This is a genomic window from Nitrosospira sp. Nl5 (assembly GCF_900102495.1).
Taxonomy (GTDB): Bacteria; Pseudomonadota; Gammaproteobacteria; order Burkholderiales; family Nitrosomonadaceae; genus Nitrosospira.
The window spans coordinates 131,399-155,023 of the sequence record NZ_FMVQ01000007.1 but is presented as its reverse complement, the minus strand read 5'-3'; the positions used below and the strand labels follow the sequence as shown (position 1 = coordinate 155,023).

General features: G+C 53.3%; 25 protein-coding genes. All 25 read right to left on the bottom strand.

What is annotated here, in order from left to right; genetic code table 11:
- Window positions 1-9 precede the first annotated feature (9 nt).
- The 25 genes from rplR to rpoB all read right to left on the bottom strand — a co-directional run bounded on the left by rplR (window position 10) and on the right by rpoB (window position 23,609).
- A complete protein-coding gene (gene rplR / locus BLP45_RS08830) occupies window positions 10-366 on the bottom strand; it encodes a 50S ribosomal protein L18 (RefSeq protein ID WP_090371794.1) in 357 nt (118 codons plus the stop codon).
- Between the two features lie 11 nt (window positions 367-377).
- Entirely contained in the window at window positions 378-911 is a 534-nt protein-coding gene (gene rplF, locus BLP45_RS08825) for a 50S ribosomal protein L6 (protein WP_090371792.1), read from the bottom strand.
- A gap of 11 nt (window positions 912-922) precedes the next feature.
- Window positions 923-1,318 carry a 30S ribosomal protein S8 gene (rpsH, locus tag BLP45_RS08820; protein WP_090371791.1) on the bottom strand — a complete coding sequence of 132 codons (396 nt, stop codon included), beginning with the start codon at window positions 1,316-1,318 and terminating at the stop codon, window positions 923-925.
- Between the two features lie 154 nt (window positions 1,319-1,472).
- Window positions 1,473-1,778 carry a 30S ribosomal protein S14 gene (rpsN, locus tag BLP45_RS08815; protein ID WP_090371789.1) on the bottom strand — a complete coding sequence of 102 codons (306 nt, stop codon included), beginning with the start codon at window positions 1,776-1,778 and terminating at the stop codon, window positions 1,473-1,475.
- Window positions 1,779-1,787: 9 nt separating this feature from the next.
- Window positions 1,788-2,327, bottom strand: coding sequence for a 50S ribosomal protein L5 (gene rplE, locus BLP45_RS08810; RefSeq protein ID WP_090371787.1), 540 nt, complete (start codon window positions 2,325-2,327; stop codon window positions 1,788-1,790).
- 18 nt (window positions 2,328-2,345) lie between these two features.
- A complete protein-coding gene (gene rplX, locus BLP45_RS08805) occupies window positions 2,346-2,663 on the bottom strand; it encodes a 50S ribosomal protein L24 (protein ID WP_090371785.1) in 318 nt (105 codons plus the stop codon).
- 21 nt (window positions 2,664-2,684) lie between these two features.
- Window positions 2,685-3,053, bottom strand: a complete 369-nt coding sequence (rplN, locus tag BLP45_RS08800; RefSeq protein ID WP_090371784.1) for a 50S ribosomal protein L14 — start codon at window positions 3,051-3,053, stop codon at window positions 2,685-2,687.
- Between the two features lie 199 nt (window positions 3,054-3,252).
- Window positions 3,253-3,519 (bottom strand): 30S ribosomal protein S17, encoded by a 267-nt coding sequence (gene rpsQ / locus BLP45_RS08795; protein ID WP_090371782.1) that lies wholly within the window; start codon window positions 3,517-3,519, stop codon window positions 3,253-3,255.
- Window positions 3,516-3,716: a 50S ribosomal protein L29 gene (gene rpmC, locus BLP45_RS08790; RefSeq protein WP_090371780.1), complete on the bottom strand. Its 201-nt coding sequence runs from the start codon at window positions 3,714-3,716 to the stop codon at window positions 3,516-3,518. Before rpmC ends, rpsQ begins: the two co-directional genes overlap by 4 nt.
- 2 nt (window positions 3,717-3,718) lie before the next feature.
- Window positions 3,719-4,135, bottom strand: coding sequence for a 50S ribosomal protein L16 (rplP, locus tag BLP45_RS08785; RefSeq protein ID WP_090371778.1), 417 nt, complete (start codon window positions 4,133-4,135; stop codon window positions 3,719-3,721).
- Window positions 4,119-5,021, bottom strand: coding sequence for a 30S ribosomal protein S3 (gene rpsC / locus BLP45_RS08780; protein ID WP_090371776.1), 903 nt, complete (start codon window positions 5,019-5,021; stop codon window positions 4,119-4,121). Before rpsC ends, rplP begins: the two co-directional genes overlap by 17 nt.
- A gap of 17 nt (window positions 5,022-5,038) precedes the next feature.
- On the bottom strand, window positions 5,039-5,386 hold the full coding sequence (gene rplV, locus BLP45_RS08775) for a 50S ribosomal protein L22 (protein WP_090371774.1): 348 nt from the start codon (window positions 5,384-5,386) through the stop codon (window positions 5,039-5,041).
- Between the two features lie 11 nt (window positions 5,387-5,397).
- Entirely contained in the window at window positions 5,398-5,688 is a 291-nt protein-coding gene (gene rpsS / locus BLP45_RS08770) for a 30S ribosomal protein S19 (RefSeq protein WP_090371772.1), read from the bottom strand.
- 6 nt (window positions 5,689-5,694) lie between these two features.
- A complete protein-coding gene (gene rplB / locus BLP45_RS08765; protein WP_090371770.1) occupies window positions 5,695-6,528 on the bottom strand; it encodes a 50S ribosomal protein L2 in 834 nt (277 codons plus the stop codon).
- The gene (gene rplW / locus BLP45_RS08760) at window positions 6,528-6,863 is read right to left on the bottom strand and encodes a 50S ribosomal protein L23 (RefSeq protein ID WP_090371767.1); all 336 of its coding nucleotides are present in this window, start codon (window positions 6,861-6,863) and stop codon (window positions 6,528-6,530) included. Before rplW ends, rplB begins: the two co-directional genes overlap by 1 nt.
- The gene (gene rplD / locus BLP45_RS08755) at window positions 6,860-7,480 is read right to left on the bottom strand and encodes a 50S ribosomal protein L4 (RefSeq protein ID WP_090371766.1); all 621 of its coding nucleotides are present in this window, start codon (window positions 7,478-7,480) and stop codon (window positions 6,860-6,862) included. The genes rplW and rplD overlap by 4 nt, the downstream gene beginning before the upstream one ends.
- A complete protein-coding gene (gene rplC, locus BLP45_RS08750; RefSeq protein WP_090371764.1) occupies window positions 7,480-8,202 on the bottom strand; it encodes a 50S ribosomal protein L3 in 723 nt (240 codons plus the stop codon). Before rplC ends, rplD begins: the two co-directional genes overlap by 1 nt.
- A 115-nt stretch (window positions 8,203-8,317) precedes the next feature.
- The gene (rpsJ, locus tag BLP45_RS08745) at window positions 8,318-8,626 is read right to left on the bottom strand and encodes a 30S ribosomal protein S10 (protein ID WP_090371762.1); all 309 of its coding nucleotides are present in this window, start codon (window positions 8,624-8,626) and stop codon (window positions 8,318-8,320) included.
- 197 nt (window positions 8,627-8,823) lie between these two features.
- Entirely contained in the window at window positions 8,824-10,014 is a 1,191-nt protein-coding gene (gene tuf / locus BLP45_RS08740) for an elongation factor Tu (RefSeq protein ID WP_090371738.1), read from the bottom strand.
- Window positions 10,015-10,035: 21 nt separating this feature from the next.
- Complete coding sequence (fusA, locus tag BLP45_RS08735; RefSeq protein ID WP_090371759.1) at window positions 10,036-12,126, bottom strand: elongation factor G; 2,091 nt, start codon at window positions 12,124-12,126, stop codon at window positions 10,036-10,038.
- Window positions 12,127-12,274: 148 nt separating this feature from the next.
- The gene (gene rpsG / locus BLP45_RS08730) at window positions 12,275-12,745 is read right to left on the bottom strand and encodes a 30S ribosomal protein S7 (RefSeq protein WP_090371757.1); all 471 of its coding nucleotides are present in this window, start codon (window positions 12,743-12,745) and stop codon (window positions 12,275-12,277) included.
- 85 nt (window positions 12,746-12,830) lie between these two features.
- The gene (rpsL, locus tag BLP45_RS08725) at window positions 12,831-13,208 is read right to left on the bottom strand and encodes a 30S ribosomal protein S12 (RefSeq protein ID WP_090371755.1); all 378 of its coding nucleotides are present in this window, start codon (window positions 13,206-13,208) and stop codon (window positions 12,831-12,833) included.
- A 255-nt stretch (window positions 13,209-13,463) separates the two neighbouring features.
- Window positions 13,464-14,876, bottom strand: a complete 1,413-nt coding sequence (locus BLP45_RS08720) for an aspartate aminotransferase family protein (protein ID WP_090371754.1) — start codon at window positions 14,874-14,876, stop codon at window positions 13,464-13,466.
- Between the two features lie 324 nt (window positions 14,877-15,200).
- Entirely contained in the window at window positions 15,201-19,430 is a 4,230-nt protein-coding gene (gene rpoC, locus BLP45_RS08715) for a DNA-directed RNA polymerase subunit beta' (protein ID WP_090371752.1), read from the bottom strand.
- Window positions 19,431-19,535: 105 nt separating this feature from the next.
- Window positions 19,536-23,609, bottom strand: coding sequence for a DNA-directed RNA polymerase subunit beta (gene rpoB / locus BLP45_RS08710; RefSeq protein ID WP_090371750.1), 4,074 nt, complete (start codon window positions 23,607-23,609; stop codon window positions 19,536-19,538).
- Window positions 23,610-23,625 lie beyond the last annotated feature (16 nt).

Here is a 23,625-nt window from a genome sequence, read left to right as displayed (position 1 = left end):
ATTCCTCGCTTAGAATTTGAGGCCATGCTCACGCGCTGCCTCGGCCAATGCCTTGACGCGTCCATGATACTTGAAACCCGAGCGGTCAAACGCAACCGTCTCGATACCCAGGCCTCGGGCCTTCTCAGCAACGCGCTTACCAACAGCAGCCGCGGCGGCAATTGTCCCGCCGTTGGGCAACTCTTTGCGCAACTCCGGTTCCAGTGTGGATGCGCTGGTCAACACCTTACCCGCGGCACCATCTATCAGTTGCACATAGATATGGCAATTACTGCGATGCACCGCTAAACGCACCGCCTTCAATTCGGCGATCTTGGCACGGGTACGGCGCGCACGGCGCAAACGGGCTTTTATCGGATTCGGCATAGCTACCCCAGTTATTTTTTCTTGGTTTCTTTCATTACGATGACTTCGTCGGCGTAGCGCACGCCCTTGCCCTTATAAGGCTCCGGCCTGCGATAAGCCCGTATTTCCGCCGCCACCTGGCCGACTTGCTGCTTATCTATGCCCTTCACAAGAACCTCGGTCTGGCTTGGCGTTTCCGCTTTCACGCCCTCGGGCATTCTATGGGCGACCGGATGAGAAAATCCCAATGTCAGGTTAAGAACTTCCCCGGCTGCCTGCGCGCGATAGCCCACACCTACCAGCGTCAGCTTTTTCTCAAAGCCATTGGTCACTCCGTGGACCATGTTAGCCAGCAGCGCGCGCATTGTACCGGACATCGCGTTTGCATGCTTGGAATCATTAGTCGCCTTTACCAGCAGGTTATTGCCGTCACGCTCAATGGAGATATCCGATACAAGGTTGCGCCGTAACGTACCCAATGGCCCTTTAACCGATACTTCTGAAGCCGACAGATTTACCTCGACGTTTGCGGGAACTGGTACAGGATTTTTACCTACTCGAGACATTTTCTATACCTTTAGGCCACTATACATAACACTTCGCCGCCAACACCGCTGGCGCGCGCCTTTCGCTCGGTCATTACACCCTTGGAAGTCGAAACGATTGCTACGCCCAGACCGTTCATCACATCAGGAAGCTTTTTACTGGCTTTATATATACGCAGACCGGGACGGCTTACGCGCTCGATTTTTTCGATTACGGGCCGGCCGGCATAATACTTCAGACTGATATCCAATACCGGCTTTCCGTCGGCTTGATGAACCGCAAAATCATCGACATAGCCTTCATCCTTTAATACTTGGGCGATGGCTGCTTTCAGCTTGGAAGCAGGCATCACGACGGAGGTCTTTTCCGAGAGCTGCGCGTTACGTATTCGCGTCAGCATGTCAGCGATGGGGTCACTCATACTCATCTAGGGGCACCTCTGGCAATCCAATTTTTATAACAAGCTAATACGCCATTTCTGAAGCTACTTGCATTCATCATATTGGACCCGCTCCCTGAAATATGACTGGGTTTCGTCCGGCATTTTAAATATTCAAACGGACCCATAAATACCTTCCTTATCACCAACTGGCCTTTGTCATACCGGGGATTTCGCCGTTCATGGCTATATCGCGAAGCTTGCCGCGACCCAGGCCAAATTTGCTATATACGCCACGGGGACGGCCAGTCAACGCGCAACGATTGCGCAGCCGCACAGGACTTGCGTTGCGAGGCAACATCTGCAGCTTGATCCTGGCGGAATGCCGCTCCTCATCACTCATTTTGGCATCGTTGATAATAATGAATAACTCAGCGCGCTGCGCGGCAAATTTCTTTACAGTCTCCCGACGTTTCAGGTCGCGGTTAATTACAGCTACTTTAGCCATCCTGTTCTCTCAATTTTTGAAGGGAAATTTGAACGCTGCCAGCAACGCCTTGGCTTCCGCGTCCGTTTTCGCGGTGGTGGTGATTGTAATATTCATTCCACGCAGCGCGTCGATTTTGTCATATTCGATTTCGGGGAAAATAATTTGTTCCTTTATGCCCATATTGTAATTGCCGCGCCCATCAAAGGCTCTGCCGGAAATACCACGAAAATCACGAATGCGGGGGATCGCCACGCTTACCAAGCGATCCAGAAATTCATACATGCGAACACGACGCAATGTCACCATGCAACCGACTGGATAGCCATCGCGCACCTTAAAGGTGGCAATCGATTTTTTTGCCTTGGTCACCACCGGCTTTTGACCGGCAATTTTTTGCATGTCGCCGACGGCGTTGTCCATGATTTTCTTATCGGCCACCGCTTCGCCCACGCCCATATTCAGCGTAATCTTGCGAATACGTGGCACTTCCATCACCGACTTGTAATCAAATTGCTGCATCAGCTGTTTCACTACGGTATTACGATAATATTCCTGTAAACGCGCCATATTCCCCTCTTTACCCTCTTAGGCGTCAAGCAGCTCGCCATTCGATCTGAAATAACGTACTTTGCGCTTGTCTTCCAGAATCTTGATCCCGACTCGGTCGGCCTTCTGTGTGGCCGGATTAAAAATCGCCACATTGGAAATTTGAATAGGCTTCTCCATCTCAATAATTCCGCCCGCCGCTCCTTTATTCGGATTGGGCCGCTGATGCTTCTTGACTTTATTGGCTCCCTCGATCACTACCAAGTCGGCATCTACCATACGCAACACTGTACCGCGTTTGCCCTTGTCTTTACCGGTGATGATGATAACGTCATCCCCTTTCCTTATTTTTCGCATAGTGACTCCCTTATCGCGCGCCTACAGCACTTCCGGCGCAAGCGAAACGATTTTCATGAAACGCGCATTACGCAGTTCACGCGTAACCGGGCCAAAAATGCGAGTACCAATCGGCTCCAGCTTGGCATTCAGCAGCACGGCGGCGTTGCCATCGAACCTGATCAGCGAACCGTCGGCACGACGCACTCCTTTAGCGGTACGCACTACCACAGCGTTATATATTTCGCCTTTCTTCACACGCCCCCGCGGCGCCGCATCCTTGATGCTGACCTTAATCACATCACCAATACCGGCATAGCGCCGTTTTGAGCCGCCCAGGACTTTGATGCACATGATTAAACGTGCACCCGTATTGTCGGCGACCTGCAGAATAGATTGCATTTGAATCATTATTTACTCACTCTCTCCAACTTTTCCAGGCCAAATCTGAGCGCGCGGATAGTATTGGAACCCGTTCGGGGTTGTGGCGCCGCCGACGATCTGCGGCAAAAAATTAAACGTCTGAAAATCAGAAGATTAAGGAGGGCAGATTATACAGTCGTCCCATCAGGAAAACAAGCAAACAAAACCGGTTAGTCTGATTTGCTGCTCAACTAAACTGTACGGCCTTCTCTATCAACTTGGTTACGCGCCAGGCTTTTGTTTTGGAAAGAGGCCGACATTCCTCAATGATTACCATATCGCCCGGATGAAATTGATTATTCTCATCGTGGACATGATACTTTTTCGAGCGAACCATGATTTTGCCATAGAGCGGATGCTTAACTTTACGCTCGACCAGAACGGTAATGGTCTTGTTCATCTTATCACTCACCACTTTTCCGATGAGAGTACGGCTTAAATTAGCTTCACTCATGACTGCTTCACTTTTTGGCTAAGAATAGTTCTTACGCGCGCAATATCCCGGCGCGTATTACGCAACTGATTGGTGTTGCCTAGCTGCTGGGTTGCATGCTGCATACGCAGGCCGAACTGGGCCTTCAGGAGCTCCAGCAGCTCCTGCTGCAGTTGCGCCGGATTCTTGGCATGTAGTTCATTGACTTTCGTTTTCATAATTAACCGCCTACTTGTCGGATAACAAATGTGGTCTGGATCGGAAGCTTGGCGGCAGCCAGGCGGAACGCTTGTCGCGCCAGCACCTCGTCAACACCGTCCATTTCATACAACATTTTACCGGGTTGAATTTCCGCCACGAAGTACTCCGGATTTCCCTTGCCATTTCCCATCCGCACCTCGGCTGGTTTGTGGGAAATTGGTTTATCAGGAAAAATGCGGATCCATATCCGCCCACCGCGTTTTATGTGGCGAGTCATCGCACGTCGTGCGGCTTCAATCTGCCGCGCAGTCAAACGCCCGCGTCCAATCGCCTTGAGTCCATACTCACCGAAACTGACCTTGGCACCGCGGGTAGCAATCCCCTTATTACGGCCTTTTTGTTGTTTGCGGTATTTCGTTCTAGCTGGCTGCTGCATCTTTTGCTCCTGGCTTCACTGTCTTTTTCATCGCGGCTTTGGTCGTCGCTTCCTCAATCGCGCTTTCAGGCTTCTTGCCAACTTTCTTTTCGTTGATCCTGGTTTCAGTGTTGGCCTCGATTCTCGCAGCCGGCTTTGCTCCTGCCGCGACCTTGGTTATGCTTGATGCCGGTTTTCTGGCAGGGCGCTTTTTCTCGGGTTCACCAATCGGACCCGGCGCTTGCATCGGGGGAATTGCCGTCGCGGGCTGGTCATTTCGACCAATGACTTCACCCTTGAACACCCATACCTTGATTCCGATGACGCCATAGGTGGTCTTGGCTTCCGAAGTGCCATAATCGAGATCGGCACGCAACGTGTGGAGTGGCACACGTCCTTCACGGTACCACTCAGTGCGGGCAATTTCGATACCATTCAATCGTCCGGCGCTCATGATTTTGATGCCCTGGGCACCCAAACGCATGGCGTTCTGCATCGCACGTTTCATAGCCCGGCGGAACATAATACGCTTTTCCAATTGTTGCGCGATGTTGTCGGCAATCAGCTGTGCGTCGATTTCAGGCTTGCGGATTTCCTCGATATTTACGTGAACCGGAACACCTATGAGCTTCTGCAACGCACCCCGCAGAACTTCGATGTCTTCGCCTTTCTTGCCGATCACAACACCAGGACGCGAACTGTATATCGTGATACGCGCATTCTTGGAGGGCCGTTCGATAATCACACGCCCTACCGATGCATGCGCCAGTTTCTTTTTCAGATATTCTCGTACCTTGATATCTTCATTCAGCATTCCGGGGAAATTCTTTCGGTTCGCGTACCATTTCGATGACCAGTTTTTCAGCACGGAAAGCCGGAAACCTGTCGGATGTATTTTTTGTCCCATAATACTTTCGCCTATCCTTATTTTTTGGCGCCGGTTTTGTCGCCGACAGTAAGAAGAATGTGACAGGTTGGCTTGACAATGCGATTGCCGCGCCCCTTGGCACGCGCACTGGTCCGCATCATTGATGGCCCGCGATCCACATATATTGTTGATACTTTTAATTCGTCTATGTCCGCGCCATCGTTGTGTTCAGCATTGGCAATGGCAGATTCCAGCAGTTTACGAATGATGACGGCACCCTTCTTTGGGCTGAAGGCAAGCAGATTAAGTGCACGGTCCACCGGCAATCCTCGAATCTGATCGGCGACGAGCCGTCCCTTCTGTTCGGACAATCGAACTCCGCGCAATACAGCAGTTGTTTGCATGTTAATCGCTCCTATTTCTTCGAGCCAGCCGACGCTGCTTTCTTGTCGCCCGAGTGTCCCTTAAAGGTACGGGTGTGGGAAAACTCCCCAAGCTTGTGTCCTACCATGTTCTCGGTAACATATACCGGAACGTGCTGCTTGCCATTGTGCACGGCGATAGTCAGGCCGATAAAATCCGGCAGAACGGTTGAGCGACGCGACCAGGTTTTGATAGGACGCTTGTCGCTGGTTGCACGCGCGGCTTCCACCTTGGCTATCAGGTGCAAGTCGACAAATGGGCCCTTTTTTACGGAACGTGCCATGATTTACTATCCCTTTTTTGAATAACGACGACGTACGATCATGCCGTCAGTGCGCTTGTTGGCGCGGGTGCGGAAACCCTTGGCAGGTGTTCCCCACGGGCTGACCGGATGGCGTCCGGCCGCAGTTTTACCTTCGCCACCGCCATGTGGATGGTCTACCGGATTCATCACGACACCGCGTACTGTCGGCCGGATACCGCGCCAGCGTTGTGCACCTGCTTTGCCGATGGAGCGCAGATTATGCTCCTCGTTGCCGACCTCGCCAATGGTGGCGCGGCAGTTCACATGTACCTTGCGAATTTCTCCGGAGCGTAAACGCAACTGCGCGTAATCGCCTTCGCGCGCAAGAAGTTGCACCGACGTACCAGCCGAGCGGGCCAACTGTGCGCCCTTGCCGGGCATCATCTCGACGCAATGAATGGTGCTACCTACCGGGATATTGCGTAACGGCAATGCATTACCGTTCTTGATTGGCGCGTCCACGCCACTCATCAACTGCATTCCGGCGACAACTCCACTTGGTGCGATGATATAGCGACGCTCGCCATCGACATAACACAATAGCGCCAGATTGGCACTGCGGTTTGGATCGTATTCCAGTCGCTCGACCTTGGCAATAATGCCGTCCTTGTTACGTCGAAAATCCACCATGCGATAATGCTGCTTATGGCCCCCACCCATGTGTCGCGTGGTAATTTGGCCATTGTTATTGCGCCCGGCGGTATGATTTTGCTTCTCTACAAGTCTGGCGTAAGGCGCGCCCTTGTGCAAACCGGAATTGACCACCTTGACGACGGCACGGCGGCCAGGAGAAGTCGGCTTGACTTTAACCAGTGCCATTATTTGACCTCCCCTTGCCCAATTTCAGAAAAATTGATTTCCTGCCCGGTCTTGATGCTGACATAAGCTTTCTTCCAGTTGCTGCGGCGGCCCATGAAGCGACCAAAGCGTTTTTCCTTTCCCTTGACGTTGGCCACTTGCACGCCTTCCACCTCAATATTTTGCGCCTTCCACATCAACTCGACAGCGGCTTTGATTTCAGCCTTGGTAGCATCCTGCACCACCCGAAAGATGACCTGGTTGTATTTCTCAACGATATAAGTCGCCTTTTCGGAAACCTGGGGCGCCAGTATTACCTGCATCAGGCGCTCCTGGCTAAATGTCTGCGCACTCATGCAAGTAACTCCTCGATTTTTGTCAGCGCCCCACGCGTCATCAGTACCGTGGCAAAGCGCATCAGACTGACGGGATCAGCATGGCCAGCCTCCACTACCATCACGTGTGGCAGGTTGCGAGATGAAAGATAAAGGTTCTCATCCACGCTGTCGGTGATAATCATGACTTCATCCAATCCCATATCTTTCAATTTCCGAGCCAACGTCCCGGTTTTTGGCGTATCCACGACGAAATTTTCCACCACTGATAAACGGTTCTCACGTACCAACTGAGACAGGATGGCGCCGATGCCGGCACGATACATTTTGCGGTTGACCTTGTGGCTGAAATTCTCCTCGGGGCTATTAGGGAAAATTTTTCCGCCGCCACGCCATAATGGACTGGAAGCCATACCGGAACGCGCGCGGCCTGTCCCTTTCTGACGCCAGGGCTTACGCGTGGATTTGGCAACATCCGAGCGTCCTTTTTGGGCGCGATTGGCGCTACGGCCATTGGCCAGATACGCGGTCACCACTTGATGGACTAAAGATTCGTTGTAATCGCGGCCAAACAAAGCATCAGAAACGGAAACCGTTGCAGCTGACTGACCATTATCATTGATGAGCTTAAGTTCCATTATGCACCCTTCTTACCGGACTTCGTGCCACTTTTCGCACCCGCTTTAGCGTCGCTCTTGGGGGCTGGCTTTGCGCTGATTCTGGCGATTTTCACGCTCGGATGCACGATAACATCGCCACCTCTCGATCCGGGAATCGCGCCCCTGATGAGCAGCAAGCCACGTTCGGCATCAACCCGCAGCACTTCCAGGTTCTGAGTGGTGCGCTGCACACTTCCCAAATGCCCGGACATGCGCTTGCCAGGAAATACGCGGCCGGGATCCTGTGCCATGCCGATGGAGCCCGGAACATTGTGTGATCTTGAATTGCCGTGGCTGGCGCGGTTCGAGGAGAAACCATGGCGTTTGATCACCCCCGCATAACCTTTGCCAATGGAGGTGCCGGTGACATCCACCCTCTGTCCGGCCTGGAAAATGTCCACCCCTATGACCGCGCCAGGCTTAAGGCTGGCGAGTGCTTCCTGCGTTACGCGGAATTCCTTGAGCAAATGACCCGCTTCCACCGCAGCCTTGGCAAAATGTCCGGCTGAAGGTTTGTTAACGCGACTGGCCCGACGCTTCCCAAAGGTCACCTGCACAGCGGAATAGCCGTCGGTATCGAGGGTTTTGATTTGTGTGACACGGTTATTAGACACGTCAAGCACTGTAACCGGCTGGCTATCGCCATCGTCGGTAAAAATGCGAGTCATGCCAACCTTGCGGCCGACAAGTCCTAAGCTCATTTTAATTACCTTTTCTCAAAAGGTGCCGATTGCAATTGACCGGCAGTTTATCTACATCTTGAACCAGGAGCTGTTATCCGTTGAAAAACAGTTAACGAAACCCGGCAGTCAAAACTCACAACTTTATTTCTACATCCACCCCTGCGGGCAAATCAAGTTTCATCAAGGCATCCACCGTCTTGTCGGTGGGATCCATGATATCCATCAGCCGTAGATGAGTTCGAATCTCGAATTGATCGCGCGAAGTCTTATTAACATGTGGAGAGCGCAATATATCGAAGCGCTCGATGCGCGTCGGCAGTGGTACAGGACCCTTCACCACGGCACCGGTGCGTTTGGCGGTTTCAACGATTTCCATCGCCGATTTATCTATCAACCGGTAATCAAACGCTTTCAGGCGAATACGAATTTTCTGGCTTTGCATAGTCAAACCTCAGGTTGAGGACTGGATTCTGAATTGGCGATCAATGCTAACGACCTGTCGGACTTAGAGGCATCTAAAGGAAATCGCAAAAGCATCTGGCTGATCAACATTCCTCACCCAGTCACTTTTTTGCGTCGATTCTTCAAGCCTGACAGACTACTGGCACTTAATCTTAAATCCCATCCTTGATCCTGTTATTACTCAATAATTTTTGCCACCACACCGGCACCAACAGTTCTTCCGCCCTCACGAATGGCAAAGCGCAGACCTTCTTCCATGGCAATCGGTGCAATCAGGTTCACCGTCACCGAGACGTTGTCGCCCGGCATGACCATTTCCGTCCCTGCCGGCAGTTCAATCGCGCCCGTGACGTCGGTGGTGCGAAAGTAGAATTGGGGACGGTAACCCTGGAAAAAGGGTGTGTGGCGACCCCCTTCTTCTTTGCTCAGTACGTAGATCTCGGCACTAAACTTGGTATGCGGGGTGATGGAGCCGGGCTTGGACAATACTTGGCCACGCTCGACTTCTTCACGCTTGGTACCGCGCAGCAGGACGCCGACGTTGTCGCCCGCCTGGCCCTGATCCAGCAGTTTCCTGAACATTTCCACGCCGGTGCACACGGTCTTGAGGGTGGGCTTCAAGCCGACAATTTCGATTTCTTCGCCTACTTTGACAATACCGCGCTCAATCCGGCCGGTCACGACGGTGCCGCGTCCAGAAATGGAGAAGACGTCTTCCACCGGCATCAGGAAGGCGCCGTCAATGGCGCGTACCGGTTCCGGGATGTAGCTGTCCAGGGCATCCGCCAGTTTGAAGATGGAGGGCTCGCCAATGTCGCTCTGGTCGCCTTCCAGCGCTTTCAGGGCAGAACCAATGATGATCGGGGTGTCGTCACCTGGAAAGTTGTATTTGGCCAGCAGTTCGCGCACTTCCATTTCTACCAGTTCCAGCAGTTCGGCGTCGTCCACCATGTCGGCTTTGTTCATGTAGACGATGATGTAGGGCACCCCTACCTGGCGCGCCAGCAGAATGTGTTCGCGCGTCTGCGGCATCGGGCCGTCGGCAGCCGATACTACCAGGATGGCGCCGTCCATTTGCGCCGCACCGGTGATCATGTTCTTGACGTAGTCGGCATGGCCCGGACAGTCAACGTGGGCGTAGTGGCGGGCCTTGGTTTCGTATTCAACGTGGGAGGTGTTGATGGTGATGCCCCGTGCTTTTTCTTCCGGCGCCGAGTCAATCTGGGCGTAGCTCTTCGCTTCACCACCAAATTTCTTCGCCAGTACCATCGTCACCGCCGCCGTTAATGTGGTCTTGCCATGATCCACGTGACCTATCGTCCCAACATTCACGTGCGGTTTCGTCCGCTCAAATTTGCTCTTCGCCATGATCTGCCCTTTACTTGATGGTTATTTCTTATTAATCACTGCTTCAGCTACGCTTTTCGGTGCTTCAGAGTAATGCTTGAATTCCATGGTATAGGTCGCGCGTCCCTGAGTCGCGGAACGTAACGACGTTGAGTAGCCGAACATTTCCGCCAGCGGGACTTCCGCGCGTATGACCTTGAGACCAGGTAAATCATCCATACCCTGGATCATGCCGCGACGCGAGGATAAATCTCCAACGACGTTCCCCATGAAGTCCGCTGGTGTTTCCACTTCCACTGCCATCATCGGTTCCAGTAGTGCCGGATTAGCCTTTCGCATGCCATCCTTGAATGCAATTGATGCAGCCATCTTGAAGGCATTCTCGTTCGAGTCCACATCGTGATAGGAGCCATCGAACAGCGTGACCTTGACATCCACCACCGGAAAGCCCGCCAATACTCCATTGGGAAGAGTCTCGCGCAAGCCTTTTTCTACCGCCGGAATGTATTCCCGTGGCACCGTTCCACCCTTGATGGCGTCGACAAACTCAAAACCCTTACCGGCCTCATGCGGCTCCATCTTGAGCCAAACGTGACCATACTGCCCGCGCCCGCCGGATTGCTTGATGAATTTACCCTCGATCTCCACTGATTTCCTGATCGCCTCGCGGTAAGCCACCTGCGGAGCGCCAACATTGGCTTCCACGCCAAACTCCCGCTTCATTCGGTCTACAATAATTTCCAGATGCAATTCGCCCATGCCGGAGATGATAGTCTGGCCGGATTCTTCGTCGGTACGAACACGGAAGGACGGGTCTTCCTGCGCCAGACGGTTCAAAGCAATCCCCATTTTCTCCTGGTCGAGCTTTGTTTTTGGCTCCACCGCAACGTGAATCACCGGTTCTGGAAATACCATCCGCTCCAGGGTGATAACGTCGCTGGGATCGCATAGCGTATCGCCGGTCACAGCCTCCTTCAAGCCTACCGCGGCCGCGATGTCGCCGGCGCGGACTTCCTTGATTTCTTCGCGTTGATTGGCGTGCATTTGCAGCAACCGTCCAATTCGCTCCTTCCGTCCCTTGATGGGATTGTAGATGGTATCGCCGGATGCCACCACGCCGGAGTAAACGCGAAAAAAAATCAACTGACCGACATAGGGATCAGTGGCGATCTTGAACGCCAGACCCGCGAAAGGCTCTTCGTCGTCTGCATGGCGTTCGCCGGGCTCGCCATTCTCTTTTTCGCCATTAATCGCGCGAATATCCAGCGGCGAAGGCAAGTAGTCAAGCACGGCGTCAAGCATGGCTTGCACGCCCTTGTTCTTGAATGCGGAACCACAAAGCATCGGCACAATCTCGTTACTAATAGTACGAATGCGCAATCCCTTTTTGATGTCGGCAGCGGACAAATCTCCTTCTTCAAGATATTTGTTCATCAACTCTTCATTCGCCTCAGCAGCTGTCTCCAGCATCTTTTCACGCCACAGCTTGGCATTTTCCAGCAAATTGGCGGGAATATCACGCTCCTCAAACTTCATCCCCTGGCTTGAATCGTCCCAGTAAATTGCTTTCATCTTGATCAGATCGACAACCCCTTCGAATTTTTCTTCGGCGCCGATCGGCAGCTGAACAGGCACCGGATGCGCTTTTAAACGCGTCTGCATCTGTTCAAGGACGCGCATGAAATTCGCGCCGGCACGATCCATCTTGTTGACAAAAGCAAGGCGGGGAACCTTGTATTTATTGGCTTGACGCCATACGGTTTCGGTCTGCGGCTGTACGCCGCCAACCGCGCAGAATACCGTGCACGCCCCATCTAGGACGCGTAGGGACCGCTCTACCTCAATAGTGAAATCAACGTGTCCAGGGGTGTCAATGATATTGATGCGATGATCGGGATAGTTATTTTCCATCCCTTTCCAGAAGCATGTGGTGGCGGCGGAGGTAATCGTAATACCGCGCTCCTGCTCCTGCTCCATCCAGTCCATCGTCGCCGCGCCGTCATGCACTTCACCAAGTTTGTGCGACACACCCGTATAAAACAGTATGCGTTCGGTAGTCGTGGTTTTGCCGGCGTCTATATGCGCCATCACACCGATATTCCGGTAACGTTCAATGGGAGTTTTTCTTGCCACAGTATGTAAACCTTAAATTTGAATCACCAGGACGCCCAAAAAAAGAAGCACCGATGAGTAAGAAGAGGCAGTCTTCAACCGATAGCGGTATGGTCATGAATCCAGGTAAATTATCTTTACCGCTATCCAGCACTAACGATTAGTTGCATTAGAACCGGTAATGTGCAAACGCCTTGTTGGCGTCTGCCATACGATGAATTTCCTCGCGCTTCTTGACCGCCCCGCCGCGGCCTTCCGCTGCTTCCGCCAATTCACCGGCAAGACGCGCACCCATGGATTTTTCGGCGCGTTTACGTGCGGCATCGCGTAGCCAGCGCATCGCCAGGGCATTTCGTCGAATCGATCGCACCTCCACCGGGACCTGATAGTTGGCCCCCCCGACACGGCGGCTTTTTACTTCCACCATCGGTCGAACATTTGATAGAGCCTGCGTAAATACTTCCACCGGGTCCTTTCCGGTTTTCTTTTGAATCTGATCCATGGCGCCGTAAATTATCCTCTCTGCTACGGATTTTTTACCCCGTGTCATCAATACGTTGACGAATTTCGCCACCTCCGTATTATGATACTTGGGATCCGGTAAAATTTCGCGTTTTGGAACTTCTCTCCGTCTCGGCATTCTCTAACCTCGGTGTTTAATGATCCAGCATTAGGTGGATCAATGCTCGTCTGATTTATTCGGCACTAAAGCGCTCAAACTGCTCTTAAGCTGCTTTCGGCTTTTTTGCGCCGTACTTGGAACGGCTCTGCTTGCGATCTTTTACTCCGGCGGTATCTAGGCTACCGCGAACTGTATGGTAGCGAACCCCCGGTAAATCTTTAACACGGCCTCCACGAATCAGCACTACGGAGTGTTCCTGCAGATTATGCCCTTCCCCGCCAATGTAGCTGGATACTTCAAAACCATTGGTCAGTCGAACCCGGGCGACCTTGCGCAAAGCGGAGTTTGGCTTTTTTGGCGTAGTGGTATAGACCCGGGTACAAACCCCTCGTTTCTGGGGGCTATTGCCCAATGCCGGCACCTTGCTCTTCACGCGTCTCGCTGCACGAGGTTTACGCACTAACTGACTAATTGTCGGCATTTTATTTCCTAAAAAAACGGGATGGCAATATAACCGTCCCGTTGCCATGTGAGTTCTGGGGATTCCACCGACCGGTTACTTCTGTCCAGGGGCGGCTAAAAAGACTGCGAATTCTATGGGGTTTATCCTACTATGTCAAGTTACACTCCCTTTATGTATGGAGGTTCCAAGACGGCACGGACACGAGTTTTACCGCTCCTTTTATTTTGTCCGGTTGGTTTCATGGCGCCACGTATGCCGGCGAAAGCGCAGCTGCTAGATGGTGGCCGCGCGGCCCTCGCGCCGCTTCGCGGTAAGTGCATGGCTCCCCAGCTTCTTCAATACTTCCCAAGCCGGCCCGGGAAATTTGTGCAGCTTCACCATCACATCCTCAAGCGCTTCCAGAAACCAGTCCACATCGGCGTCGCTGATATTCAAGGGCGGCAGGATTTTGACGATAGGCATAGCGTGACCGGCCACCTGGGTGAGGATATGATGATCATCCAGGAGCGGGAGAACTATCGCCTGGGCAAAAAGATTTTCGTCCATCTTGTTGACCATGCTCCAGGCTGCCCGTAGCGAAATCGACTCCGGCTGACCAAACTCGATAGCAATCATCAGGCCCCGCTGACGTACGCCCTTCAGGAATTCAAAGCGTGGCACCATTGCCTCGATACCGTTGCGGAAGCGTGCGCCGAGCTCGTTGGCACGCTCGGCGAGATTCTCGTCGTCCAGAACACTGAGCGAAGCCAATCCTGCCGCCATCGCCATATTACCCATACCGAATGTGGAGGCATGAACGATGGCCCGATGCATGGTATCGTAAACGCTGTCGTAAACCGCCCGGCGAGTAATCGTTGCACCGACCGGAATATAGCCGCCCGAAAGTGCTTTAGACAGACAAATAATATCGGGCCGCAAATTCTCGATCCACTGGCTCGCCAGGAAGCGTCCTGAACGTCCCATGCCGGATTGCACTTCATCGCAGATCATCAGTGTGCCGTATTTCCGGCATAGATCCTGGGCACCAAGGAGATACTCGTTACTGGCAATATTAACGCCCTTTCCTTGAATTGGCTCAACGACGAAGGCAGCCACATCGCCCCGAGCAAGACGTGCTTCAAGACCGGAGAGGTCACCGAGCTTCACCTCTGAACTGCCTGGCAGCATCGGTTCAAAACCCCTGCGAAAACTTGCTTCCCCATTCAGAGAAAGAGCACCCATGGTCAAGCCGTGAAACGCTTTCGCAAGGTGCGCAGTGCAAGGCCGGCCGGTATATGCACGCGCAAACTTGATTGCTGCTTCGATGGCTTCGGTTCCCGAATTGCTGAAGTAAACAGTATCCAGACCCGGCGGCATGCGTTTTACGAGTTCACGCGCCAGAGCGGCGGCAAGTGGAGGAGCGTCGAAGCCGACCCATCCCGGGAAATCGGAGTCCAGTACTTGCTGTAATGCCCCGCGAATGGCGGGATGGCGGCGACCAAAATTGAAGACGCCCCAGTTGGTAAGAAAATCCAGATAGCGCGTGCCAGCCTCGTCCCAAAGATAGGGACCCTCGCCGCGCACCCACGAACGGTTGAATCCGAGGGTACGCAATACTTTGACGAAGACCGGATTCACATGGTCTTCGAAAAGTTCGAAGTTCCTGCCACGGGTCTCGGCAAGTATGGCGTTGATGTCAAGTGGCATAATTCAGACCTTCGATCCCTGCTTTAACCTAAATCCCGCATTGAACAGGACAGTGATCCCGGTCTCCGATCCGCGCCGGATCCTAACTGATGCTGTTCCCCTCGCTATCAACGACGCGATCAAGTTGGCCTGCCTCATTTGATCGCTTTATTTGATCCCCTCAGGGATTGTGAGTTATCCTTGATCCGGTAGTGTGACATTACTATCCTTCCTCAATATGCGTGCGGACTTATCTTGCTCCCAATACTTTGAACCCCTGCGTTCGCCCCCCAATGAGAAATACATATTCCGCATAGCAGTGGCTGACCTCATCTCCGCTGGATCTTAGACAGTATATCCCTTGTTTCGCATTTCCCCCGTGTCTTCTTCACTGAAACTATGGCTCTCATCGGCGTTTAACAGCTGACGCTGCTTCTTGCGGGTATTGTGAAAAGCCAGTCCGGTACCTGCGGGAATGAGCCGCCCGACGATGACATTTTCCTTGAGGCCACGCAAGTCATCCTTCTTGCCCATAATAGCGGCTTCGGTCAGCACACGGGTGGTTTCCTGGAAGGAAGCAGCGGAAATAAACGAATCAGTGGAAAGAGATGCCTTGGTGATACCCAGCAGCATGAATTCGTATCCCGCTGTTTTTTTGTCCTCTATCACCACACGTTCGTTTTCCGCCAGCAGGTCCGCGCGCTCAACCTGCTCACCTGGAATAAAGCGTGTATCGCCGGCGTCGACGATTTGCACCCGGCGCAACATTTGCCGCACAATCACCTCAATGTGTTTGTCATTGATCTTGACGCCCTGCAGGCGATACACGTCCTGGACCTCGTCAGTGATATAACGTGCCAGCGCTTCCACCCCCAGCAGGCGGAGGATATCGTGAGGATCAGCGGGCCCATCGACGATACTTTCCCCCTTGTTCACCACCTGGCCATCATGCGCAGTGACGTGCTTATCCTTGGGAATCAGGTATTCATGCGAAACGCCATCCAGATCGGTGATAACCAGGCGTTGTTTCCCTTTGGTGTCTTTGCCAAATGATACGATACCCGTCACCTCCGCCAGCACGCCGGCATCCTTGGGGGAACGAGCTTCAAACAATTCCGCCACCCGAGGCAGGCCTCCGGTGATGTCGCGGGTTTTCGAGCTTTCCTGAGGAATACGCGCCAGCACTTCACCGACACTGACCTGTTGGCCGTCCCGCACAGTAATAACTGAGCCGATCTGAAACGTAATATTGACGGATAAAGTGCTGCCGGCAAGTCTCACTTCCTTGTCTTCTTCGTCCAGGAGTTTCACCAATGGACGCAAACCTTTGGTTTGGGCTACGCCGCGCCGTTTGGGGTCGATCACGACTAATGTGGACAAGCCCGTTACTTCGTCTATCTGCTTAGCCACCGTCACGCCTTCTTCAACGTTCTCAAAGCGAACCCTGCCGGCATATTCAGTAATAATGGGGCGAGTATGCGGATCCCATGACGCCAACACCTGCCCCGCCTTGACGATTTCTCCGTCACGGACCAGCAATGTTGCTCCATAAGGCGCTTTGTGACGCTCGCGTTCGCGGCCGTTATCATCATGTATCACGACTTCACCGCTACGGGAAATCGCAATCAATTCGCGACGGGAATTGGTAACATACCGCATGGTGGGAGAATAACGTACAACGCCATTGGATTTGCTCTCCACCTGGCTTGCCACCGCGGTTCTGGAAGCGGCCCCGCCGATGTGGAACGTGCGCATTGTAAGCTGCGTGCCCGGCTCGCCTATCGACTGCGCTGCAATGACACCCACCGCTTCGCCAACATTTACCGGCGTGCCCCGTCCAAGATCGCGTCCGTAGCATTTAGCACATAGGCCGTGGCGCGTTTCACAGGTAAGCGGCGTACGCACTTTCACTTCATCTATACCAAGAGATTCAATGGTATCCACCGCACTCTCGTCCAACAGTATACCGGCCGGATAAATGACTGCCTGATGCTCCGGATTGATGACGTCATTTGCCACGACTCGTCCGAGTATACGTTCGCGCAGCGCTTCAATGACTTCACCGCCCTCGATCAATGCCTTCATTACAACGCCGTTGCTGGTGCCGCAGTCGTCCTGCGTCACAACGAGATCCTGGGTCACATCCACAAGACGACGAGTGAGATAGCCAGAGTTTGCGGTCTTCAGTGCGGTATCGGCCAGGCCTTTACGGGCGCCATGAGTGGAAATAAAATACTGCAGTACATTCAACCCCTCACGGAAATTTGCCGTGATGGGGGTCTCGATAATTGAGCCGTCGGGCTTGGCCATCAAGCCGCGCATGCCGGCTAGCTGACGAATCTGGGCGGCGGAACCGCGAGCACCGGAGTCGGCCATCATGTAGATGGAATTAAAGGATTCCTGTGTCAGCGGCTTGCCTTTCTTGTCTTGTTTGACTTGCCCGGTTAGCGGATCATGCACCGGCTCAACACCGAGCTGATCCATCATGGCCTTGGCCACCTGATCGCCGGCCCGGCCCCATATATCCACTACCTTGTTGTAGCGCTCGCCCTGCGTCACCAGACCGGAGGTGTACTGAACTTCAATCTCCTGCACCTCCTTCTCGGACGCGCTGATAATGTCATTCTTCTGTACCGGTGTAAGCATATCGTCCAGGCAGATCGAGATGCCGGCGCGGGTAGCATAAGTAAAGCCCGAGTACATCAGCTTGTCCGCGAAAATTACCGTTTCACGAAGTCCACAGCGACGGAAGCTTGCATTAATGAGCTTGGAGATTTCTTTCTTCTTGAGTACTTTGTTAATTAGAGGAAAGGGCAACCCGGCGGGGAGAATTTCAGACAGCAGCGCCCGCCCCACAGTGGTGTCATAACGCGTGGTTTTCTCGCGACGTTCACCGTCGATGTCCACTTCATATTCCGTTATCCGCACCGTGATTCTGGCATTCAGCTCAATGATGCGGCTCTCATAAGCGCGCGATACTTCGCTGATGTTGGAAAACATCATGCCCTCGCCATGAGCGTTGACCTTCTCCCGGGTCGTGTAGTAAAGCCCCAGCACGATATCCTGCGACGGCACGATAATGGGTTCTCCATTCGCCGGTGACAAGACATTGTTGGTGGACATCATGAGGGTGCGGCATTCCATTTGCGCCTCCAGCGACAACGGCACGTGAACCGCCATCTGATCGCCGTCGAAGTCGGCGTTGAATGCCGCGCATACCAATGGATGCAACTGTATCGCCTTGCCTTCTATCAGTACCGGCTCGAATGCCTGGATGCCCAATCGATGCAGCGTCGGGGCCCGGTTTAGCATGACCGGATGCTCCCGAATGACGTCCTCCAGGATGTCCCAAACGATAGGGCTTTCGTTTTCCACCTCACGCTTTGCTGCCTTGATGGTGCTGGCAATGCCCATTATTTCCAGTTTGTTGAAGATGAACGGCTTGAATAATTCCAATGCCATTTTCTTCGGTAAGCCGCACTGATGCAGTTTGAGCTGCGGACCGACGACGATTACCGAGCGCCCGGAATAATCCACACGCTTACCCAGCAGATTCTGCCGGAAACGCCCGCCTTTGCCCTTGATCATATCCGCAAGCGATTTTAGCGGCCGCTTGTTCGCCCCGGTCATGGCCTTGCCACGACGGCCGTTGTCCAGCAGTGAATCCACCGCTTCCTGGAGCATGCGCTTCTCGTTGCGTACGATGATTTCCGGCGCTTTCAATTCAAGCAGACGTTTCAGGCGGTTGTTGCGGTTGATGACGCGGCGATATAAATCGTTGAGATCGGAAGTGGCGAACCGCCCGCCATCCAATGGCACCAACGGACGCAACTCGGGCGGGAGTACAGGCAACACCGCCAGGACCATCCATTCCGGCTTGATGCCAGATTTGTTGAATGCCTCCAGCACCTTCAGGCGCTTGGAGATTTTCTTCATCTTGGTTTCAGAGCCGGTTGTTCCCATCTCGCGTCGAAGGTTGTCAATTTCAACACGAATGTTCAAGTTACTTAATAAATCACGCACGCCTTCCGCGCCCATGCTGGCACGAAAATCGTCACCGTACTCTTCTGTCTTGGCGCGATAGTCGTCATCCGTCAACAACTGGCAGCGAGCAAGCGGCGTCATGCCAGGATCGGTTACCACATACGCTTCAAAATAAAGAACCCGCTCGATATCACGCAGCGTCATATCCAGTACCATACCCAGACGCGACGGTAGTGATTTTAGAAACCAGATGTGCGCAACTGGCGAAGCGAGCTCGATGTGCCCCATACGCTCACGCCGCACCTTCGATAGCGTCACTTCGACGCCGCATTTTTCGCAGATCACGCCGCGATGCTTCAGGCGTTTATATTTTCCGCACAGACATTCGTAATCCTTTACCGGACCGAAAATTTTTGCGCAGAACAGCCCATCCCGCTCCGGCTTGAATGTCCGGTAGTTAATCGTTTCCGGTTTCTTCACTTCGCCGTAGGACCAGGAACGTACTTTCTCAGGGGAAGCCAGGCCGATTTTGATCGAATCGAACTCTTCCTTCTGGGTAACCTGTTTGAATAAATCAAGCAGTGCTTTCATTTGTCACTCCTGTTGATCAGGGATCCGATACAAAAAATATCCCGCAAAAAGCACGGAAAACGAAAAGGTATTTGGCCCTCCGCCCTTACCGCTGCAACAGAACTGCTAATGCCGATCCAAATCGATATCCATCGCCAGCGAACGGATTTCTTTCACCAGCACATTGAATGATTCCGGCATGCCGGCATCGATCTTGTGGTCACCCTTGACGATACTCTCGTACACCTTGGTACGCCCGTTCACATCGTCGGACTTGACCGTCAGCATTTCCTGCAGGGTATAAGCAGCACCGTATGCTTCCAGCGCCCATACTTCCATTTCGCCAAAGCGCTGACCCCCAAACTGGGCCTTGCCACCCAGCGGCTGCTGGGTTACCAGACTGTAAGGACCGGTGGAGCGCGCATGCATTTTATCGTCCACCAGGTGATGCAGCTTCAGCACATGCATATAACCCACTGTCACAGGGCGGTCGAAAGCCTCCCCGGTTCTTCCATCGTATAACGTCACCTGGCCGGACCGCGGCAGACCGGCAAGGGCCAGCATATCCTTGATTTCGTGTTCGGTAGCCCCGTCAAATACCGGGGTCGCGAAAGGCACGCCATCCTTGAGATTCTCCGCCAGATCCAGGATTTCCACATCGGTGAGCGAAGCAATATCTTCCCGTTTGCCGCTGGTGTTGTAAATCTTGTCAAGAAATTTACGGATCTCCGCGGTCTTGCTTTCAGCACGCAGCATATCGCCGATCTTTCTGCCCAAACCTTTCGCTGCCCACCCCAGGTGGGTTTCCAGAATCTGGCCCACGTTCATGCGCGACGGAACACCCAAGGGATTCAGCACGACATCGACTGGTGTCCCATCGGCCATGTAAGGCATGTCTTCCACCGGCACGATCTTGGAAATCACACCTTTGTTGCCATGACGTCCCGCCATCTTGTCTCCGGGCTGCAGGCGCCGTTTCACGGCCACGTAAACCTTGACCATTTTCTGCACGCCCGGTGGCAGCTCGTCGCCCTGTGTAAGCTTCTTTTTCTTCTCTTCAAATGCGGCGTCGAACGCCTTGCGTTTCTGTGCAAGACCTTCCTCGATCTGCTCAAGTTGCAGACTCGTCTCTTCGTCCGAAAGCCGGATATCGAACCAGTGGTGCGGATCGATGCTGTCCAGATATTCCTTGGTGATGCTTGCACCTTTGGCGAGTTTTTTTGGACCCCCGGTTGCCGCCTTGCCCTTAAGCAAACGCTCTATACGCTCGAATGCATCGGCTTCCACAATTCGCATCTGGTCAGCCAGATCCTTCTTGTAGCGTTTCAGTTCATCGTCAATGATCTGCTGCGCGCGCTTATCGCGCTCGATTCCTTCACGCGTGAATACCTGCACATCGATGACCGTACCTGAAATACCCGATGGTACACGCAGTGACGTATCCTTTACATCGGAAGCCTTTTCGCCAAAAATAGCGCGCAGGAGCTTTTCTTCAGGCGTCAACTGGGTTTCGCCCTTAGGGGTAACCTTTCCAACTAGCACATCGCCGGCTTCCACTTCGGCGCCGATGTGAACAATACCTGAGGCATCCAGCCGTCCGAGCTGCATTTCGGACAGATTGGAAATATCGCCGGTAATTTCCTCCGTTCCCAATTTGGTATCCCGGCTCACCACCGATAGCTCCTCGATATGAATCGAGGTGAAACGGTCCTCGGCAACAATGCGTTCCGAAATGAGAATCGAATCCTCGAAGTTGAAACCATTCCATGGCATGAATGCTACCAGCATGTTCTGCCCCAGCGCCAGTTCACCCTGGTCGGTGGAGGCGCCATCCGCCACCACATCGCCCCGCGCAATCACGTCTCCCACCTTCACTAGTGGACGCTGATTGATGTTGGTGTTCTGGTTGGAACGGGTATATTTAATCAGATTGTAGATGTCCACGCCCACTTCGCCGGCACGTGTTTCGGTATCATGCACCCGCACCACGATACGGCTGGCATCCACATAATCCACTACTCCACCGCGTACCGCCTGTACTGCGGTTCCGGAATCCACTGCCACCACACGTTCGATGCCGGTGCCAACCAGTGACTTCTCCGCACGGAGGCAAGGCACTGCCTGGCGTTGCATGTTGGACCCCATCAATGCGCGGTTAGCGTCATCATGTTCCAGAAATGGAATCAGTGAAGCAGCGACCGACACGATCTGCGCCGGTGCCACATCCATATACTCGATACGATCCGGTGTCGCCAAGGTAAACTCATTCTTATGGCGGCAGGAAACGATGTCGTTGGTGAATTTGCCCTGGCGATCAAGCTCCGCATTTGCCTGGGCAATAACATACTGGCCTTCCTCTATCGCCGACAGATAGTCAATTTCATCGGTGACGCTGCCGTTCTTCACCTTGCGGTATGGCGTTTCCATGAAGCCATACTCGTTCGTGCGAGCGTATAGAGCGAGGGAATTAATCAAACCAATATTAGGGCCTTCCGGTGTTTCAATCGGACATACACGGCCATAATGGGTAGGATGCACGTCGCGCACCTCGAACCCCGCACGCTCGCGCGTCAGTCCGCCCGGTCCCAGCGCCGAGACGCGGCGTTTGTGAGTAATCTCGGAAAGCGGATTCGTCTGGTCCATAAATTGCGACAACTGGCTGGAGCCGAAGAATTCGCGCACCGCCGCCGATACCGGCTTCGCATTGATCAGGTCATGCGGCATCAAATTATCTGATTCAGCCTGGCTGAGACGTTCTTTCACCGCCCGTTCGACCCGCACCAGTCCGGAACGGAACTGGTTTTCTGCAAGCTCACCGACAGAGCGCACGCGACGGTTACCGAGATGATCGATATCGTCGATCTCACCGCGGCCATTGCGCAGTTCAACCAAAATCTTGATGACTGCAATGATGTCCTCATTCGACAACGTGGTGGAACCGCTCAATTCTGTCCTGCCCACGCGGCGATTGAATTTCATCCGTCCCACTACAGAAAGATCATAGCGTTCAGGCGCATAGAACAATCCGTGGAACAGCGCTTTTACGGCTTCCTCGGTAGGAGGTTCGCCGGGACGCATCATCCGGTAGATGGCGACCTGTGCGGCCATCTGATCGGCAGTCTCGTCTATCCTCAAGGTTTGTGATATGTATGCGCCTTGATCAAGATCATTTGTATAGATAGTGTGAATCTCTTCTATATTGGCCTCGTGCAGTTTGGCGAGCAAAACTTCCGTGATCTCATCGTTGGCGAGGGCCACCACTTCCCCCGTTTCCTTATCCACCACGTTATGACCCAGTACCCGCCCAAGCAGAAAGTCTTCCGGCACCGCAAGCTTATCTATGCCGGCTTGCTGCATTTCACGGACGTGCTTGACGGTGATACGTTTGTCTTTCTGGACGATGATCTTGCCGCTTTTGGCAGCAATATCAAAGCGCGCCATATCGCCCCGCAAACGTTCCGGTATCAGTTCGAACAAGATGCCTTTTTTGGACAGATGAAACGTATCAAAAGAAAAGAAATCCGTAAGAATTTGCTCTGGCGTATAACCTATCGCTTTCAGCAATGCGGTAATCGGCATTTTACGGCGGCGATCAACGCGGAAATAGAGATAATCCTTGGGATCGAACTCGAAATCGAGCCAGGAACCGCGATAGGGGATGATACGCGCGGAAAAAAGCAGTTTGCCGGATGAATGCGTTTTGCCCCGATCATGCTCAAAGAATACACCCGGTGAACGATGTAGTTGAGACACAATCACGCGTTCGGTGCCATTAATGACGAACGACCCCGTGTTAGTCATGAGCGGAATCTCTCCCATATAGACTTCCTGCTCCTTCACTTCTCTCACCGTGGGTTTGGAAGCCTCCTTATCCATGATCGTCAGCCGCACTTTGGCACGAAGCGGAGAAGCATAGGTAAGACCACGCTGCTGGCATTCCTTGACATCAAACGGAGGAGCACCCAGCACATAATTGACGAAATCGAGCCGCGCATTTCTGGAGTGGCTTTCGATCGGAAAAATCGAGATAAACGCCGCCTGCAACCCGTGATTGGGGCGACGATCAGGCTCAACTTGAGCTTGCAGGAAAGCTGCGTACGATTCGATCTGGGTAGCGAGAAGAAACGGAATCGGCAAGACACTGGCGCGCTTGGCGAAACTTTTACGGATACGTTTTTTCTCGGTAAACGAATAGCTCATGGAATCTCCGGAAGGT